Genomic DNA, 18639 nt, shown 5'->3' with positions numbered 1-18639 from the left:
TTATTTAATACAGGACTATTTTCCTTTATTTTGTTCAAACAATACTTCCCCATTGGATTCAATAATCTTTTGGTACCAGTAGAAGCTGTTCTTTTTTCTTCTTTCCAGCGTACCCGTACCATCGTTGTTTTTGTCTACATAGATAAAGCCGTACCTTTTTTTCATTTCTCCCGTTCCCGCACTGACAATGTCGATTGGACCCCACCAGGTATAGCCGAGCACTTCGCAGCCATCCTCAATAGCTTCATGCAGCTGGATCAGATGCTTGTTCAGATAGTCTACCCGCCCGGGATCATGAATTGAACCGTCTTCCAAAATTTCATCATGACTGCCGTAGCCGTTCTCTACAACAAACAGAGGCTTCTGATATCGGTCGTACATCTCATTACACACATAGCGGAAGCCCTTCGGGTCAATTGGCCATCCCCATGGCGTTTTTTCCAAATAGGGATTGTCGAGTCCCATAATTCCCCCTGTGTTGCCCAAGATGGGCATACCTGCTTTATGTGTCGTACTTCGATAATAGCTAAATCCTAAATAATCCGCTGTATGCTCCCGCAGTAATTGTTCATCTCCGGGCTCCATTTGGACCATGATGTTATGCTCTTTCCAGATCCGTTTGGCATAGCTTGGATAATAGCCTCTAAGGATCACATCGGAATAAAATAAGGATCTTCTTCTCAGCTCATAGGCTTCAAACACATCGTCCGGATTACAGGTATTCGGATAGATCGGACTCAGGGATAGCATAGCGCCCATCATCGCTCCTGGGATAATTTCATGACACAGTTTAGTAGCCAGGGCACTGGCAACGAAAACATGGTGACTAGCCTGATAAATAGTCGGCAGTTTGTGCTCATCGTCTTGAACAACAATGCCTCCTGCCGCCAAAGGAATGGTATGGAAATGGTTGATTTCGTTGAAGTTCATCCAATATTTCACTTTGTTTTTATAACGTTTGAAGACAACTTCCGCATACTTTACATAGAATCCAATCAGCTCGCGGCTTTTCCAGCCTTCGTATTTGCGAATCAGATTCAGAGGTAGCTCAAAGTGAGAAATGGTGATGACCGGCTCAATTCCATACTTCAGTAGCTCATCAAACAGATCATCGTAAAATTGCAGCCCTTTTTCATTTGGTTCGGCATCATCCCCATTCGGAAAGATTCGGGACCATGCAATGGAAGTCCGAAAGCATTTCATGCCCATTTCGGCGAACAGGGCGATATCTTCTTTATAACGATGGTAAAAATCAATCGCTTCATGGCTGGCGTAGTACTTGTTTTCATCAATCGTATCATCAAACGTCCCGCCTACTATTCCTCCCCGAAATGCATCGCTGATTGCTGGCCCTTTACCATCCTCGTTCCATGCCCCTTCAGCTTGATTCGCTGCTATAGCACCACCCCATAGAAAATTCTCAGGAAAATTTTTGGCTATTTGTGCTGTCATAACTCATTTCCTCCTTTATTTAATGTACAGTGAGTAAAATACTTTGCAAATCTACGGATTTTTGCTGTGTCTGGGTAACCTTTTGGTAAGCAGTGCTGTTGGTAACAATAATTGGAGTTGTCAGGTCATAACCGGCTGCCTGGATTTTCGGAATATCAAATTCAAGCAGCAAATCGCCTCGTTCAATCCGTTGCCCTTGTTCTACATGCTTCGTGAAATAGCTGCCTTTCAGCTTAACCGTATCTAGTCCCACATGAATTAACAGATCCAGATGGTTATCTGAGGTGATGGCTATCGCATGGCCGGTTCGAAATACGAGCGAGACAACCCCGGAAACTGGTGAATATACCTTTCCTTCACTCGGTAGAATGGCTATTCCTTGACCCATCGCTTCTGTAGAGAACGCAGGATCAGGAACCTCATGAAGCGGAACAATTTGGCCATGGATAGGCGCATAGACATTCTCGGTGACTTCGGTATGTCCAGGTTCAGTTTGTAAGGCAGGCTCGGATTTTTCTGCTTCCGTCTTTCCTGTCTCCGCATCCGTTGCCCCGTTTCCTTCATTAAAGCCCAGAATATAAGTCAATACGGTAGTAACCACAAATGAAATGATGATACTAATCAAATAAAAAGCAATTGTATTCGTAAAGAATGCCGGAATAGTAGTTATTGCCGGGAACACATAAGCAAGCACGGTCGTTTGGAAATGTCCGGCAATGGCCCCTCCGATCATTCCCCCGATGACGGCGGCAATCATTGGTCTTTTCAGCTTCACGGACAATCCGTAAACGATAGGTTCTGTAATACCAGCGAACAGTGAAGGGAAAATAGATGACAGTGCGTAAGCTTTCAGCTTTTTGTCTTTGGCTTTCAGAAAGACCCCAAGAGCGACACCGGATTGGGCGAAGGTCGCAGAAGCCATCATAGGTCGAATCGTATCAAACCCTTTGAGGGAAAGATTGTTGATCATCGCAGGTGCAATCCCCCAGTGTAAACCAAACATCACCAGGAAGGTCCAGCCGCCTCCCAGAATGGCTCCAGTCAAGAGACCGCTTTGCGTACTCAAAAATTCAATACCATCCGCAATACCTTTACCGGTGTACACTCCCAGTGGACCGATCACAATGGCGGTAAGCGGAACCATAATTAATAAGGAAACAAGCGGGACCATAAACAATTCAATGCTTTTCGGAACCACCCGCTTCAGAAACCGTTCCAGATATGAATACAGCCAAATGGCTAAAATTGCTGGAATAATGGATGTCGTATAACTCATCAGGACAACGGGAATGTGGATAAAGGAAGCAATATCCCCCGTGTTTTCCATCAGCTTGGTGAAGTTAGGCTCCAGCAGAGCGGCCATAATGGCAGCAGATACGATAGGCTGGGTCTTGAATGTTCTCGAAGCTGAAAACGCCAACATCAGTGGCAGGAAGAAAAATACGCCGTTGCCTGCGGCAGCAAGGATAGCATAGGTACTGGAGGCACTGTCCAACCACTCTAACTGTGTAAGAATAACCAGGATAGCTTTCAGCATCCCTGCACCAGCCAAAGCAGGTACAATCGGCTGGAAGATAGAGCTCATGACGGTAAAAGCACGACTGATGAAATTACCTTCCTTTGCATTATCCTCTTTCTTTTCGTTGCCGCTTTTTACCTGAAGGTTATAGTTCTTCGCAATCGTATCATAAACCTCGTTAACATGATTGCCGATCACCACCTGGTACTGCCCTCCGCTTTCTATCACGGAAATGACACTGTCGGAATTTTCCAAAGCCTGTTTATTGGCTTTTTGCTTATCCTTAAGTGTAAATCTCAGACGGGTCATACAATGGTACAGATCACGTATATTTTCTTCTCCGCCTACATTAGTTACAATGAATTTCGCTAATTCATCATGTTTGCTCATAATGCCTGCCTCCAATGCTCTCTGGTTGATATAAAAAAACCTGAGTAATCCCCGATACCAAAATGCAATTTAGTATCGAAATCACTCAGGTAATGCCCATGAATGGTAACACCCTGTTAGTTTTCAGTTCTGTTGACCAATCTGGAAATGTGAATCATAAGATACATCATTTCATCATTGGTTAATTTCTGCTCAAACTGCTTATTCACATACACCCCTATTTTTTGTACACATCTGTGCTCTTCTGGAAATTTGATTTTCAGGTCTTCGAACAAATTCATGTACTGCGGGTCTGCCGATTCGTGGGCAAAAAGCCGCTGGGCAAAAAATTTAAGATGGGTTACAAAACGGTTGTAATTCCATGAATCTTCATCAATCTCGACATTGAAGTGGTATTTTACAATATCCATAATATCCTTGATGACTTTTGACGTTTTTAGCGTCAGATCAAGCTTCCGGTTATCCAGGCGGGCGTTGACGAAATGCAGGGCAATAAACCCGGCTTCATTCTCATCGAACGTGATGTTGATCCTGTTACGAATCATCTCCAGCGCATGTTTACCGATCGCGAATTCTTCGCGATAAAACCGCTTGATCTCCCATAGAAACCGGTTTTCAATCGGTGTTCCCCGTTCATGTCGTTGGATGGCGAATGAAATGTGGTCGATCAGGGCTAGGTAAATATAGTCACTAATGTCTCCAGCCAATCTCGGTCTGGCATACTCCACGATTTCATCCGCGATTTCAATACATTCCATCTTCACATCTTTCAGCAAATCCGCCAGCTTCGCGGATAAATCCTGAGTTTTGACTACAAACAGCTTCGTGATTTTCCGCTCATCAATGGTATCCCCCGGTTTCAGGTTGAATGCGATCCCATTTCCTGTCGCAATGACCTCTTGGGCGTCCTCTTCCTCTGCTAAAACGACATTGTTGTTAAGCGCTTTCTTCAAAATCATGCGACCACCTGCTTTTATTTACTGGAAGGCCATTTTTTAAAGAGACTCTGTTAAAAAATGTGCATACACTAAAAAACCTGAACAGAATACCGCTTCATAGACGTTATCGCCCATTTACCGGAACTCCATTCAGGTTATGCCTAAAATAGTAACACCCTGAAAATTATGAGATTCATTTTTGTAATCGTTTTCTTGGCTTCATTATAATAGAGTTTCTTTTTTTCTGTCAACCCTTTATTAAAAAAAGCCTTCCATCCGCTTACTGCGGCTTCGGAGTCCCTGAACGATTCACAATCCAGATGCCCGCCAGTACTAAGAAAATGCCAAGCAAGGTAGCCGCTTTGAGCGCCTCGTGAAGAAAGATCCAGCCGGACACAACACCGATGATAGGAACCAGCAACAGCGTAACAGAAGCTTTACTAGCTTCCATTCTAGTGAGAATATGAGTCCACAGCAGGAATGCAAGAGCAGACGCCACAATGCCGGAAAATAAGATATAAAAGATCGACGCAGCGCTAAAGTTCGGCTCCCATCGCTCAAACAACAGGGAGTACAATAACAATCCGAGCGCACCGAACGCCATCTGCCAGGTCGTGAACTGGGTTTTATCGCAATGCTGGAGCTTGAGCTTGATAATCAGGTTCGAAAGTGCCCAAGCAATCGCTGAACTCACCCCAAGCAGCATGGCCCACAAATTGCCGCCCAAATGAATGTCCATAGCAAATAATAGCCCCAGGACCCCTGTAGCAATTCCAATCGTTTTGCGTGTATTCAGCCGCTCACCTGGAATCATAAAATGAGCCATAATGGATAAAAACAGCGGCATGCTGTACGTAAGCACGGAGGTTAAGCCCGCATTAATGTAGTTCAGGGATATCTGAATCGCAATATTAAAATAGGTAGTCTGGAGAATCCCGCAGAGTATATACCATTTTATCGTGTGCCTGTCAGGGTTCGGAACCCGTTTCCACATCAGAATTCCGAACAGAAGTAGCGTCCCTGTGAGAAACCGGAGAGCCGCAAATTGAACAGGTTCAAAGGCTCCATTGCCCAATTTCATGATAACAAAATTAAAGCCCCAGATCAGGCATAAGAGCAGGCTCAAGCCTTTCATGCATCATACGCCTCCGTTTAGAGCACTTCTCCGCCCGATTCAATCACTTTTTTATACCAGTCAAAGCTTTTTTTCTTGTAGCGGTTCAGTGTTCCGTTGCCCAGATCATCCTGGTCGACGTAGACGAAGCCGTATCTCTTGGATGCCTGTGAGGTCGAAGCACTGATCATGTCGATGGGACCCCAGGCGGTGTAGCCGAACAGGTCCACTCCATCCTCAATGGCTTCCCTCATTTGCTCGATATGTTTTTTCAGATAGTCGATACGGTAATCATCGTTAATGGTGCCGTCAGGATTCATTTGATCTGTCGCACCCACGCCGTTTTCTGAGATGAACAGTGGCTTTTGATAGCGGTCATACAGGTTATTAAGCGCATAACGTAATCCTTTAGGATCAATCTGCCATCCCCACTCGGACTGCTCGAGGTAAGGATTCTTCACGCCACCAATCAGATTTCCGCTTGCTTTGGCATGCTGATCGGCAGTGGCACTGGCATTGTTGGACATATAGTAGCTCAGGGACACGAAGTCCACGAGGTTATCTCGCAAGATTTCATCGTCGCCAGGTTCTTTATGCAGAACAACACCCTTTTCTTTGAACATACGTGCGGTATAGGACGGATAATACCCTCTAGCTTGTACATCACTGAAAAAGAAGGACACTCGTTCTTCCTTTTGGCATTCAAGCACATCATCCGGATTGCAAGTATTCGGATAAAGCAACAGATAGCTGATCATACACCCAATCTGGGAGTTCGGTATAATCTCATGACAGGCTTTGACTGCCAGCGCGCTAGCTATAAACTGATGATGGGCAGATTGATACTTGTCCTGCTCCAGATTCGGGTGATTCTCTTCAATGATCCCCGCGCTGACAAACGGATGGTGTTTGACACAGTTCATTTCGTTAAACGTAATCCAGTACTTTACTTTATCCTTGTAACGGGTAAATACAGTCTCGGCAAAACGGACGAAAAATTCAATCAGTTTCCGGTTTTTCCAGCCACCATATTCGGTGACAAGATACAAAGGCATATCGTAATGGGTCAGCGAGATGACAGGTTCAATTCCTTTGGCCAGCAGGGCATCAAAAACCTTGTCATAGAATTGCAGCCCTTTCTCATTGGGTTCTGTCTCGTCGCCATTCGGGAAAATACGTGTCCAGGAAATGGAAGTGCGAAAGCATCTAAAACCCATCTCGGCCAGCAGATTAATATCTTCTTCATAACGGTGATAGAAATCATTTCCCCGACGTTTGGGATAATTTTTGGTGCTGTTTGGGTCCAAAGCTTCCTTGACCTGCGCATGGGTCATCATATGCCACTGATCCAGCCAATGCTTTTTGTCGAGTGCTGGATCAAAGGTAAATACATCAGAAATCGAGAGCCCTCTTCCGTCTACGTTGTAAGCCCCTTCAATCTGCATGGCAGCGGCTGCCCCGCCCCATAGAAAGTTCTTGGGAAAACCTTTTGCCTGTTCCATGTTGCATTCCTCCAAGTAGGTTATAATTTGTGAAGAAGTATGCGGAACCCGTGTCCTTCAAATGCATCCCGGATTGCTGCATACGCTTTATGCTTTCATGCTACAATCTGGGATGCATTCCAGGTCAAGAACTAAATTTTTGGAGTTGAATGTCATGCATAATATAAAAAGAATTGCTGAAATTGCGGGGGTATCGACAAGTACCGTGTCTCGGGTGCTTAATCATCATCCATATGTCAGTGAAGCAACGCGGACCAGGGTGATGGAAGTCATTCGGGAACTGGATTATATTCCGAATATTAATGCGGTGCAGTTGAAAGTAGGCCGTACCAAGGTTATTGGGATCATGACCCCAACGATTAACAATTATTACATGCAAATCATCAAGGGAGTATCCAATGCGGGTAAAGAGCAAGATTATCAGGTTTTGATCTACCAGACGGAGGAAAATCAGGATTTGGAAAGCGCGGCGTTAGAGCTTTTGAGGCAGAAAAAAGTGGACGGGATCGTCATTTTACGGCGTATGCTGGATTGGTCTGCTGTGAGGCATTACACCAAGTATGGGCCGATTGTGACCTGCGAGCCATTAAAAAATAAAGAGATTTCATCCATTTATCTCGATCATTATGAAGGATTTCGGATTGGATTAGAGCATTTGGCCGAGCTGGGATTTAGAAAAATCGCCTGCACCGTAGGCAGAAAAAACAGCGTAAACAGCCAAAGAAGACTCCAGGCCTATTATGACCTGCTCGCGGCAAGGAAGCTGCCAGTGAATGAGGAATGGTTGCTCAGTGGTATCCATACGGTGCAGGACGGAATGCGAGCGTTCGCCAAGCTGGAGTCTTTAAAGGAACGTCCCCATGCCATCATGACAACCAATGATTTGGTGGCATGCGGTATTATCTCAGCTGCTCGTAGTAAAGGGTGGAAGGTTCCAGGAAATTTAGCAGTGGTCGGCTTTGAAGCTGACGAAAGTCAGGTAGCCGACGCCATGGGACTGACCAATATTACGAACCCATTGCAGCGAATCGGACAGGAAATGTTCCGTACATTATATCAGCAATTGAACGGACAGCCTTTGGAGCCAGCCTCCCTTGCTTTTGAATTGAAGGTCCGCCAGTCTACCTGCTAATCCATCTACAAACTAACCAATCAACAGTGTATAGACGATACCCGGCCCGTGTACACCGATCGTCAGATCATTTTCAATATCCGACGAGCGGCTCGGTCCAGTAATAAAATGAATGCCTGCGGGCAATTGCTCACGCCCGGCTTTGTCAAAGCGGTTTAGAATTTCGCCCAGTCGTGTTCGCAAGCGCTCTACTGGCAGAAGAATGATCAGTGCAGTTGGCAAAAGGCTGACTGCACGGCCTTTCTCCGGCGAGGATAACACCGCTACCGAACCGGTGTAAGCAGCCGCTTCGTCGGCGATGACGATGCCAATATCCGCCTCAGCGGCGCGGGCCTTCCAATCCTCGACTGGATCGGTGTTCCACACCGTTAAACGGACTTCCGGCAGCACCGATTCCAGCTGGAGCGCATCCAGGTCCGGCTCATTCTGCCGGACGATATAGGCCGCTCCCAGCTCTCGCGCTTTGTGCGCGATCCAGTCTGCGGTCTGCTCCAAATCCGGCAGACGCACGACATGCCCGCCAACACTTGTAAAGTTGGCGGTGAACTCCTCGATGCGCTGCTCCGTGCTCCATTCGAATTCGTGCCAAAATGCAGGTGCCCCGCGAAACGGCTGAACTGGCGGCTCCGTTTGTCGTGGACGCTTGAGCCGCTTCGCGATGCCGTCCATAAAGCGTACCTGCTTGGCACGGGATTCTGCTTCCATTTGATGAAGCCACGTTTCATGGGCCGCTTTTGCTTGCGCAGAAGGATTACTCTGTTCACTCATGCTGCATCCCTCCTTTACTTCTATCTGCCAAAATCTTCTCCATTCGGCTCAGAACATCCGGCTGCATCACGTTGCGTTCCTGCTCCAGCTTATGCTCCAGCGTGTTCCATTGCTGACGGAAGGATTTTTTCGCCAAAGAGGGAGCCACACGGTACGTATTCCATCCCTTTAGGGGGCCCAGCTTTAGGGTAATTTTGCCCTTACGAACGACCGCTTTCTGGGCAATCTGCCCTAGCCGAATCGCCGCTGCGAATCGCTTCGAGCTGGAAACCACAGTCGCAAAACCTTTCATTCCTACTGTTTCCAGCTTATCTCCTTGTCCCGCCTCTACCTTACGTCTACGCAAATATACCAGCATATCATGCAGCGGTATTTTGACCGGACAGGCTTCATAACACGCACCACACAGACTGGACGCACTCGCAATATCGTTCCACTCTTCGATGTTGCCATGAAGGGCAGGCGTAAGCACTGCACCGATAGGGCCACTATATGTCCCGCCATACGCATGCCCGCCAATGTGTCGGTACACCGGACAGGCATTCAGGCAAGCCCCACAGCGAATGCAATTCAGCAACTCTTGAAACTCGGGATTGCCTAGCTGTAGTGAACGTCCGTTATCTACGATGATGATGTGCATTTCGTCAGGCCCATCGGCATCTTGGCTGCGCCGAGGGCCTGAAATACCAGACATGTACATGGTCAGCTTCTGTCCAGTAGCGGATCGTGGCAGTAATGTAGCCATCACCTCCAAATCCGTCCAGGATGGAATAATCCGTTCCATGCCCATCAGCGTAATTTGCGTTTTGGGCAAAGTGGATACCATTCGTGCGTTGCCTTCATTTTCAAACAGGACCATGGAGCCTGTCTCGGCGATGGCAAAATTACACCCGGTCATGCCAATATCCGCTTCTAGAAACTTCTCACGCAGCTTTTTGCGGACAAAGCCCGCCAAAATCGTCGTATCCGCGGACAATTTCTCCCCTGCTTCTTTGGATAACAGCTCGGCAATCTGATAGCGGTTTTTGTGAATCGCCGGAATGACGATATGAGACGGGGGCTCTCCTGCCAGTTGAATAATATATTCACCGAGGTCACTTTCAATCGTCTCGATACCCGCACTCTCCAGCGCCTGATTCAAATGCAACTCCTCCGACACCATCGACTTGGATTTGACGACGGAGCGGGCTTGGCTATGCGCAGCAATATCCAGTGTAATACGTACGGCATCGGCTGCTGTATCGGCAAAATGAATATGCACCCCGTTGGCACGGGCATTTTCTACAAATAGATTTAAGTAATAGTCCAGATGGGCAATGGTATGCAGACGAATTTGACGGCCCCGTTCACGCCATTCCTCCCAATTTCCGTGCTGTTCTGAAGCCACCCGCTTGCCGTTGCGCAGCCGCTCCGTAGTGAAACGAACTGCATTCCGCAGAAAATCATCATTTAGGGCCAGCTCTGCGCGTTTTTTGACCTTTTGGTTCATGGAATGTGAGTGTACGGCGGTCATGCGTGCTTCACCCCTTCGTACAGCAGCTCAGCCAGATGCATCACCCGAACTGGCTCCTCCCGATACCGAAGATTTCCAGCAATGTTCATCAAGCAGGCCATATCTAGTCCGACCAGTACCTCGGCTTCGGTCTCCCTGATGTGGTCCACTTTTTCAGTCACCATCGCTCCCGAAATATCCGGCATTTTCACCGCGAAAGTCCCGCCAAAGCCACAGCAGTCCTCAGCAAAGGGAAGTGGTACTAATTGCAGCCCCTTTACACTGCCAAGCAGCTTCATCGGTTCCTCCTTCACGCCGAGCAAACGTGTGCCATGGCAAGACGGATGGTAGGTTACCGTATGCGGAAAAGACGCGCCCACATCGGTCACGCCAAGCACCTGCACCATAAATTGCGTAAACTCATACGTCTTTTGCTCCAGCCTCCGTGCGGAGTCCAGCCATTCGGGCTCATCCTTAAACAACTCCGGGTAATGATGAATCATATATGTGCAGGAACCGGAGGGGGATACGACAAAATCGCTGTCGTTAAACGCTTTCAAAATCGTTTTAGCCGCAACCCTCGTTTCATCCCAATAGCCGCTGTTATAGGATGGCTGTCCGCAGCATGTCTGTATCTTCGGAAAATCCAGCTGAACACCATATCTGACAAGCAAGCGTGCCATTGCTTCCCCTACCTTGGGATAAATCGCATCACTCAGGCAGGTAATAAATAAAGATACCTTCATACGGAACACCCCTTCCGTCCATGGAATAGCTATTACTTTATAACTGAAAGGTTACCTATAGTGCCGCTGCGCAGTCAGATGGTGCTTCCCATCGCTGTTGCCCCCAGATTCTTTACTCAATGCTAAAAATCTGGGGAAGTGATACTTTTAGAAGCTTGCAGTGGGATTCTCACTTATAACTTTTTTACACCATCAAAGAATCCCACTGCAATAGCGATCGTAAGACCAAATGAAACGCAAAGCGGCCTTCACCTTGGAAACTCCCCGCTTTACACAATCGTAACTGGAATAGCCAGCTCCGCAAGTTGACTCCGAATCGGGTCCGACAACCGCGAATCCGTAATAATCTCGGATACCTGCGACAGGTTCACGACGTGCGTAAACGCCTGTTGCCCAAATTTGCTCGCATCCGCCAGTAAAATCACACGGTCTGCAATGCTGACCATTTTCTGCTTCAAACGAGCTTGCAGTTCATTTGATTCGCTAATACCGCGATCCAGATGAACCCCCTGGCTGGAGAAAAACAATTTATCCACATAATAGGTTTCTAGTGAACGCTCTGCGAGCGGGCCTACAAATGACAACGAGCGTTGAAGCAACTGCCCGCCCGTCGAAATGACCCCGATTTTTTCCTTACCCGCCAGCTCTGTAGCTACCCGAATTGAATTTGTTAATATTGTCAAAGGAATATCCGGTAAACTTGACGCCATATACCAGGCGGTTGTGCTGGCATCCAGCAAAATACGATCATTCGGCTGAATCTGCTTGACCGCTTCCTCGGCAATCCTACGCTTTTCCTCTGCGTTCATAATTTCCCGTACCGCATAGGGCGTTTCAGGCTGCTCGTTTTTGACACTGACCGCTCCCCCATGCGAACGGCGCAGTCGTCCCGCCTGCTCCAGGCGGTCCAGATCACGGCGGATCGTTTCCTCCGTTACTTTGCACAACTCACTCAATTCGGACACCCGTATGCTTCCTTTTTCATTAACGAGCTGCACAATCATCTCATATCTTTCTGCGACCAGCATGGCAATCTCACTCCACATCTTTAATGTACAAAAAGTCCCGCCACCCGCCGGAATTGCCCGTAGGCATCCTCCCACGCTTCTGACTCGGCAGGTTCATATTCCTCCACGGAAATAGAATCCGCGATGACCCGGCGTGCTTCCCATATATCGGCGAACTTTCCCTGTGTCATCCATTGTACCGCAAGATTGCCGATTGCGCTCGCTTCTGCAGGTCCCGCCCACACTGGTTTTTGAATCGAATTGGCTGTCCATTGGCACAGCAAGCGATTTTGAATCCCTCCTCCGACCATATGCAAACCATTAAACCGTTGTCCTGACACCTGCTCCGTAAGCTCCAAAATGTAACGGTACTTTAACGCCAGACTCTCCAAAACACAGCGCGTGATTTCACCCGGCGTCTCGGGCAATGGCTGCCCGGTGTTGCGGCAATATTGGCGAATACGTGTTTTCATATCCCCGGCGTGCAGAAACAGTTCATCGTCCGGGTCAATCAAAGAAGTGAATGCTGGAGCCTGTTCTGCCATATGAACCAGTTCGGGGAAGGAATAGGAGTATCCCTGCCGCTCCCATTCTCTGCGCGCCTCCTGTAAAATCCACAAGCCCATAATGTTTTTAAGCAGCCTGTAAGTTCGACCGACCCCACCTTCGTTCGTAAAATTAAAACGAAGCGTATCGTCATTGATTACAGGCTGTGCCGTTTCCGTTCCCATCAGGGACCATGTTCCGCAGCTCAAGTACGCAAACGAGTGCTCCAGCGCAGGCACGGCAGCCACAGCAGATCCCGTATCGTGCTCTGCTACTACAATTACAGGAATCGCCCCAATACCCAGATCGGTCATGACCGACGAGCGGATAGTTCCTGCAACATTTCCTGGCTCCAGTACCTCACCAAACCAGGAACGGGGAATATTGATTCCAGACAAAAGCTCATCATCCCATTTTTGCTGCAACGGATTATATAATTGCGTGCTGGTCGCATTCGAAAACTCATTGTACATTTCACCTGTCAGAAAATACCGCAGCAGATCTGGAATCATCAAGAAATGCTTTGCCTGCTCCAGCAACGGTGAACTCGCATTTCGCATAGCAGCCAGCTGATAAATCGTGTTAAACGTCAAAAACTGAATGCCTGTACGCTGAAAAATGAAGTCTTTTCCCAGCCGTTCCTGTATTTCTTCCATCACCCCGTGGGTGTGCCAATCCCGATAATGATAAGGGTTCCCCAGCAATTCTCCGGTTTTCCCAATTAATCCAAAATCGACCGCCCAGGAGTCAATCGCAAGACTGGACGGATTCACTCCCATATGCTTGGCTTTGAGCAATCCTTGCTGAACCTCGTGATACAGACGCAACAGATCCCAGTGCAGACGCTCCCCAACCTTGACCGGATCATTCGAAAAGCGATAAATTTCCTCCACCACTATACGTGAATCTGTCAATTCTCCGAGTAGAACCCTGCCGCTGCTTGCCCCCAAATCATAAGCGAGGATGCTCACCAGCTTGCACCACCCTTGCCTCTTTGCAAAATCTGCGTGCCATACTCAGACGCTAAGTAGGCTTTCATCGGGTCTGCCGGTAACCCTTGCTCTTCACGGATCGCTCTGAGCAATGGTGCCACATCGAACTCAAACGCTTGGCGCACGGCATCCTCCGCACCCAGCACATCCTGGCGACTCGCCGCTTCCTCCACCTCTGCATGATTGATCAGAAGTGCCTTCGCATATTGAGTCTGCACATTCAGCACCGAGCGAATCATCGCCGGAATTTTGGGTTCAATATTGTGCGATTGGTCAATCAAATAAGCAATTTTGTCGACGGTATGGCGAATATCCGTATCTACATCCTGAGCGGCATTTAAAATCTGATAAAAAATCAAGAACAGTTCATACGGATTCGCGGAGCCCACGATCAGATCATCATCCGCATATTTGTAGCTATTAAAATGAAAACCACCTAATCGCTTCTCATCAATTAGAAACGCGACAATATGCTCCACGTTGGCTCCCGGCAGATGATGCCCTGTATCCACCAGCACCTGTGCCTGCGGCCCCAGCTTGGTTGCGAAATTGTACGCCATACCCCAATCGGCAATATCCGTATGATAAAAGGCTGGCTCGAACGCCTTGTATTCAATCAACATGCGCATGTCAGGAGTAAGCGCCTTATACATTTCACTGAGCGCTTCCAGCATCCAATTTTTCCGTTTGCGAATGTCCCCCTGGCCGGGATAATTCGTTCCGTCTGCGAACCATAAGCTAAAATCGTTAGAGCCCGTTTCCTTCGCAATATCCACGCATTCCAGCAAATGGTTGATGGCCTTGCGGCGGATGGCCGGGTCTACATTGGTGACACTGCCGAGCATGTAGTCCTCGTCTTGAAACAGGTTGGGATTCACGGCCCCAATCTGTAGTCCCAAGCTTTCGGCATGACTGCGAAGCTTGCCGTAATTGTCTACTGTATCCCACGGAATGTGGATCGCAACGGATGGACATAAGCCTGTCACGGCATGAACCTGCGCGGCATCCTCCAGCTTTTCGAACGGATCACGCGGCACGCCCGTTTTCTGAAAGACTTTAAACCGTGTACCTGAGTCGCCATATCCCCAGGATGGTGTTTCTATGCTAAGCGCTTTCAGCTTTGCCTTTACTTGCTCCAGGTCAATGCCCCGTTGTTGCTGTTGCTCCTCGAATAAGGCGTACGCTTTGTCACTCATCGTGGTTCCTCCTTGGAAAATGAAGTGAGTTACGGGAGGCCGCTTCGCGTGCGGATTGTTCTTCCGATCGCTGTTGCAACGGGATTTTTCATTTTATAACACATGATAAGGTTAAAATCCCGTTGCAAAGGCGAACACATCGTTTCTTCAGAACAATTCCGCCCGCTCTGCTGCTGACCACCCATAAAGTCACTTCTATTTTTAAAGTGTTAGTGTGTATAAGCCCTTCGAAACTATCGTCATGTGGCTTGGATTAGTGAAATAGATTAGTACATTAAATTAGTTCATTATAATCCTAAGTGTTGAGCCGTTGAAATGAGTCTATCGCTTACATAGGTTCATTTTAATTCGGCTAGCGCGTAAATGCTGCAGGGACGCCACCGTCGATGGTCAGCATACAACCTGTCGTTTTCTCAGCCTTGGATGAGGCGAAAAAGGCAATGCCCTCGGCGATATCCTGCGGGTAAATGTTGACCAGCAGCGTCGTCCGTTTGCGGTAATGTTCCTCCAGCTGGTCGGGCTCAATCCCGTAGGCGGCAGCGCGCTCGTTGCGCCAATTGGAGTTCCAGATTGCCGAGCCTTGCAGAATGGCATCCGGCAAAATGGTGTTCACACGGATACCATATTCACCGCCTTCTGCGGCAATACAACGGGCTAAATGCGCTTCCAGCGCCTTGACCGAGCTGTAGGCTGTTACATTTTTTCCTGCGTAGACCGAGTTTTTGGAACCGACGAACACCATGCTGCCGCCAAGTGTCTGCTCCTTCATGAGCTTGAACGCTTCTCGTGCAACCAGAAAATAACCCGTTCCCAGCACATTCACATTTAAATTCCATTCCTTTAACGATGTTTCATCGAACGGACTGGATGTAGCAAGGCCTGCATTGTTGACGATGGTATCTACACCGCCATAGGTCAATGCCGTTTCTGCATAGGCAGCCTGAATTTGCTCCTCCTGCGTCACATCCATTTTTACGGCGATGGCACGATTTTCTCCGTAGCTACTATTTATCTCTGCGGCTACCTTTTGCGCGCCTTCCAGATTCAGATCTGCCAGTACGACATGTGCGCCTTCATCCACCAAACGACGTGCGGTTGCACTGCCAATTCCGCCTGCACCGCCTGTAATGAACGCAATTTTACGGGAAAATTCAGCTTCTGCTGGCGCGAGTGACAGCTTATAAAGCTCCAGCGGCCAATATTCCACGTTATATGACTCGTTCTCGCTGAGTGAAACAAACTCTCCTAACGCCGTTGCTCCTCGCATGACAGCAATAGCCCGATGATACAAGGCGCCGCTTACCTGCGCGTTGCTCCAGCTTTTTCCTGTGTTGATCATACCAATACCCGGAATCAAAATTACACGTGGCGCAGCCTCAAACATAACATCTCCCTCATGCCGATTGCGCTCGAAATAAGCTTGATACTGCTCCTTATAGGCTGCTATACCCTCGGCAAGCTTAACTTTCAAGCCCTCTACATCCTCCACATCCGGTGTCCAATCTACATAGAGTGGCTTCATCTTGGTATGGACCAGATGATCCGGGCACGCAGCCCCGACCTGGGATAAAGCAGCAGAATCCCGGCCGTTCACAAACTCCAACACATCCTCCGCGACATCAAAGGTGAGGATCATCTTTTTCTCATCACTGACTGCACCACGGACGGATGGCATGACCTGGGATGCAATGCTACGGCGTTCTTTATAAGTAAGCGCTTTATATTTTGTGCCTCCAAATGCCTGCTTTTCCTCTTGACGAGCTTTAATATAGCTTTCTGCTTCTTGAATGATTTCGATTGTTTTCGCATAAGCCGCTTCGGATGTCTCTCCCCACGTAACCAGACCATGCTTTTCCATCAATACCAATTCAGCTTGTGGATGATCGAGTACACCTTGGGCAATCATTTTCGATAGCTTAAAGCCAGGACGGATATAAGGCACCCATACAAAACGGTCACCGAAAATTTCCTTAGCGATTTCCTTGCCGTTGTGCGCACAGCACAAGCTAATAATCGCGTCCGGGTGTGTATGATCCACATGTCTAAAAGGCAGAAAAGCATGCAATAGCGTCTCAATTGAAGCCCGTGGATGCTTGGCATCTATCATACAGTTCGCCAAATATGCGACCATATCCTCGTCAGACATATCTTCCCTTTCAAATAAAGGACGAATATCCTCCATACGAAGCCCTGTGAAGTTATGCGCTTTCATTGTTGCGAGATCGGAACCGCTGCCCTTAACGTACATCACTTCTACTTCACGCCCACGAAAATCTTGTATCATCGTTTTGACCGAAGTGTTGCCGCCTCCCCAGTTGCACACACTCCTATCTGTGCCAATCAGGTTAGAACGGTATACGAGCTGTTCCAGCGTGCTTTTCTGCTCAGATGCTTGTGAAGAAATCCACAGACTTTGTACCATAGAAAAAAGACCTCCAAGTTTAGTTTTAGTTTTGAAAGGCTTTATTAAAGTGGTTATTCTTTGTTTATGGAGACTATAACACTTTTGTTTTAATTTGAAAATAAGTAATACAAAAATAATCAAAAATAAATTTTAATTTTTACCCATCTATAAAACGGATATATTCATTGTAAAACGATCATTTCCACGCAGAAAATAAAGGCCATGTCAGAATCGGTTATAAGAACCTTTCTGGCACAGCCTCATTTGTTTAACTCATCTAATTACCCAACTATACGCATCACTTTGGCTAGCAGCTCGTACGAGCGCAGGCGCGCTTGATGGTCATATACCTGAGAGGTTGTAATCAGCTCATTGGCTCTCGTCTGGTCGATTATCAAATCCATCTTTTGCTTGACGGTGTCAGGACTGCCGATGGCTGAATACCCCAGCATATTACCACGAACCATCTCCTTCTCGTGCTCACTCCAAAGCTTTTCCATGTCATCCACTGGTGGCTTCAGTCCTCCGCTGTGCCCGCGCAGCACATTTAGAAACTGCTGTTCTTGTGAAGTAAAGAGCCATTTTGCTTCCTCATCAGAATCTGCAACAAGCACATTAACACCGACCATCACATATGGCTTATCCAGTGCTTTGGATGGCCGAAAATTGCGATGATACAACTCTAAAGCCTGTAACAAATGAGCCGGGGCAAAGTGGCTGGCGAACGCGAACGGCAACCCAAGCTGACCTGCCAGCTGTGCGCTGAATCCGCTTGATCCCAGTAACCAGATGGGAATGTCCAGCCCCTCTCCAGGAATCGCTCTTACTCCCGGAACGGCTCCGTTTAGCGCTGGATTCAGGTAAGAACGCAGCTCATTCAATTGCTCGGGGAAATCTTCCCCAGTACTGTGAAGCCCTCGCCGCAGTGCCCTCATCGCGGGTTGATCCGTGCCTGGAGCCCGGCCAAGTCCCAGATCAATTCGTCCCGGATAGAGCGACTCTAGGGTTCCAAACTGCTCTGCAATCATGAGTGGAGCATGGTTAGCCAGCATAATACCGCCTGAACCGACCCGAATCTTGTCTGTATGTGCAGCTACATGCCCGATGATCACGGACGTAGCCGCACTGGCGACCGCCTGCATGTTATGATGCTCCGTTAGCCAGTACCGATGGTACCCCCATTGTTCAGCATGCTGGGCAAGATCCACCGTGTCGCGGAAGGAATCGGCAGGAGTGCCGCCTTCAATGACAGGTGCAAGATCTAATATAGATAGTGCAACGTTACGCGTAGTCATTATATATAAACCCCCTGTCAAAATATTATTTTACATATTTCCCTCAACGTCTTAATTCTTTGACCCATCAATTGATACGTCAATTATGATAATGTGTTCCGTTATGAATTGCAAACGATTTAAATTTTTAGTTTTTATCAAAAAAC

At 47.8% G+C, this 18639-nt stretch carries 14 protein-coding genes; 1 reads left to right on the top strand and 13 read right to left on the bottom strand.

Going from position 1 to position 18639, the window contains the following annotated elements:
• Positions 1 to 15: 15 nt before the first annotated feature.
• The 5 genes from JOE49_RS16840 to JOE49_RS16820 all read right to left on the bottom strand — a co-directional run bounded on the left by JOE49_RS16840 (position 16) and on the right by JOE49_RS16820 (position 6915).
• A complete protein-coding gene (locus JOE49_RS16840; RefSeq protein WP_209942024.1) occupies positions 16 to 1452 on the bottom strand; it encodes a glycoside hydrolase family 1 protein in 1437 nt (478 codons plus the stop codon).
• Positions 1453 to 1471: 19 nt separating this feature from the next.
• Complete coding sequence (locus tag JOE49_RS16835) at positions 1472 to 3361, bottom strand: beta-glucoside-specific PTS transporter subunit IIABC (protein ID WP_209942022.1); 1890 nt, start codon at positions 3359 to 3361, stop codon at positions 1472 to 1474.
• Between the two features lie 116 nt (positions 3362 to 3477).
• Positions 3478 to 4320: a BglG family transcription antiterminator LicT gene (gene licT / locus JOE49_RS16830; protein ID WP_209942020.1), complete on the bottom strand. Its 843-nt coding sequence runs from the start codon at positions 4318 to 4320 to the stop codon at positions 3478 to 3480.
• A gap of 259 nt (positions 4321 to 4579) precedes the next feature.
• On the bottom strand, positions 4580 to 5434 hold the full coding sequence (locus JOE49_RS16825; RefSeq protein ID WP_028542333.1) for a DMT family transporter: 855 nt from the start codon (positions 5432 to 5434) through the stop codon (positions 4580 to 4582).
• Positions 5435 to 5451: 17 nt separating this feature from the next.
• Positions 5452 to 6915, bottom strand: a complete 1464-nt coding sequence (locus tag JOE49_RS16820; RefSeq protein ID WP_068940817.1) for a glycoside hydrolase family 1 protein — start codon at positions 6913 to 6915, stop codon at positions 5452 to 5454.
• Positions 6916 to 7069: 154 nt separating this feature from the next.
• Between JOE49_RS16820 and JOE49_RS16815 the strand changes: the two genes are divergently transcribed.
• A complete protein-coding gene (locus tag JOE49_RS16815) occupies positions 7070 to 8047 on the top strand; it encodes a LacI family DNA-binding transcriptional regulator (RefSeq protein WP_209942018.1) in 978 nt (325 codons plus the stop codon).
• A 12-nt stretch (positions 8048 to 8059) separates the two neighbouring features.
• Here JOE49_RS16815 and JOE49_RS16810 read toward each other — a convergent pair whose 3' ends face one another.
• The 8 genes from JOE49_RS16810 to JOE49_RS16775 all read right to left on the bottom strand — a co-directional run bounded on the left by JOE49_RS16810 (position 8060) and on the right by JOE49_RS16775 (position 18493).
• Entirely contained in the window at positions 8060 to 8815 is a 756-nt protein-coding gene (locus tag JOE49_RS16810; RefSeq protein ID WP_075154143.1) for a LutC/YkgG family protein, read from the bottom strand.
• A complete protein-coding gene (locus JOE49_RS16805; RefSeq protein ID WP_209942015.1) occupies positions 8808 to 10328 on the bottom strand; it encodes a LutB/LldF family L-lactate oxidation iron-sulfur protein in 1521 nt (506 codons plus the stop codon). The genes JOE49_RS16810 and JOE49_RS16805 overlap by 8 nt, the downstream gene beginning before the upstream one ends.
• A complete protein-coding gene (locus JOE49_RS16800) occupies positions 10325 to 11053 on the bottom strand; it encodes a (Fe-S)-binding protein (RefSeq protein ID WP_025724218.1) in 729 nt (242 codons plus the stop codon). Before JOE49_RS16800 ends, JOE49_RS16805 begins: the two co-directional genes overlap by 4 nt.
• 269 nt (positions 11054 to 11322) lie before the next feature.
• Positions 11323 to 12081: a DeoR/GlpR family DNA-binding transcription regulator gene (locus JOE49_RS16795; protein WP_160790247.1), complete on the bottom strand. Its 759-nt coding sequence runs from the start codon at positions 12079 to 12081 to the stop codon at positions 11323 to 11325.
• A gap of 20 nt (positions 12082 to 12101) precedes the next feature.
• Positions 12102 to 13577 carry a rhamnulokinase gene (gene rhaB / locus JOE49_RS16790; protein WP_160790248.1) on the bottom strand — a complete coding sequence of 492 codons (1476 nt, stop codon included), beginning with the start codon at positions 13575 to 13577 and terminating at the stop codon, positions 12102 to 12104.
• Positions 13574 to 14794, bottom strand: a complete 1221-nt coding sequence (rhaI, locus tag JOE49_RS16785) for an L-rhamnose isomerase (RefSeq protein ID WP_209942013.1) — start codon at positions 14792 to 14794, stop codon at positions 13574 to 13576. The genes rhaB and rhaI overlap by 4 nt, the downstream gene beginning before the upstream one ends.
• A 352-nt stretch (positions 14795 to 15146) precedes the next feature.
• A complete protein-coding gene (locus JOE49_RS16780; RefSeq protein ID WP_209942011.1) occupies positions 15147 to 17216 on the bottom strand; it encodes a bifunctional aldolase/short-chain dehydrogenase in 2070 nt (689 codons plus the stop codon).
• A gap of 263 nt (positions 17217 to 17479) precedes the next feature.
• Positions 17480 to 18493 carry an LLM class flavin-dependent oxidoreductase gene (locus tag JOE49_RS16775; RefSeq protein ID WP_023988418.1) on the bottom strand — a complete coding sequence of 338 codons (1014 nt, stop codon included), beginning with the start codon at positions 18491 to 18493 and terminating at the stop codon, positions 17480 to 17482.
• Positions 18494 to 18639 lie beyond the last annotated feature (146 nt).

The organism is Paenibacillus sp. PvR133 (genome assembly GCF_017833155.1).
Classification (GTDB): Bacteria; Bacillota; Bacilli; order Paenibacillales; family Paenibacillaceae; genus Paenibacillus; species Paenibacillus polymyxa_B.
This window is presented reverse-complemented; position numbering and strand designations above follow the sequence as displayed.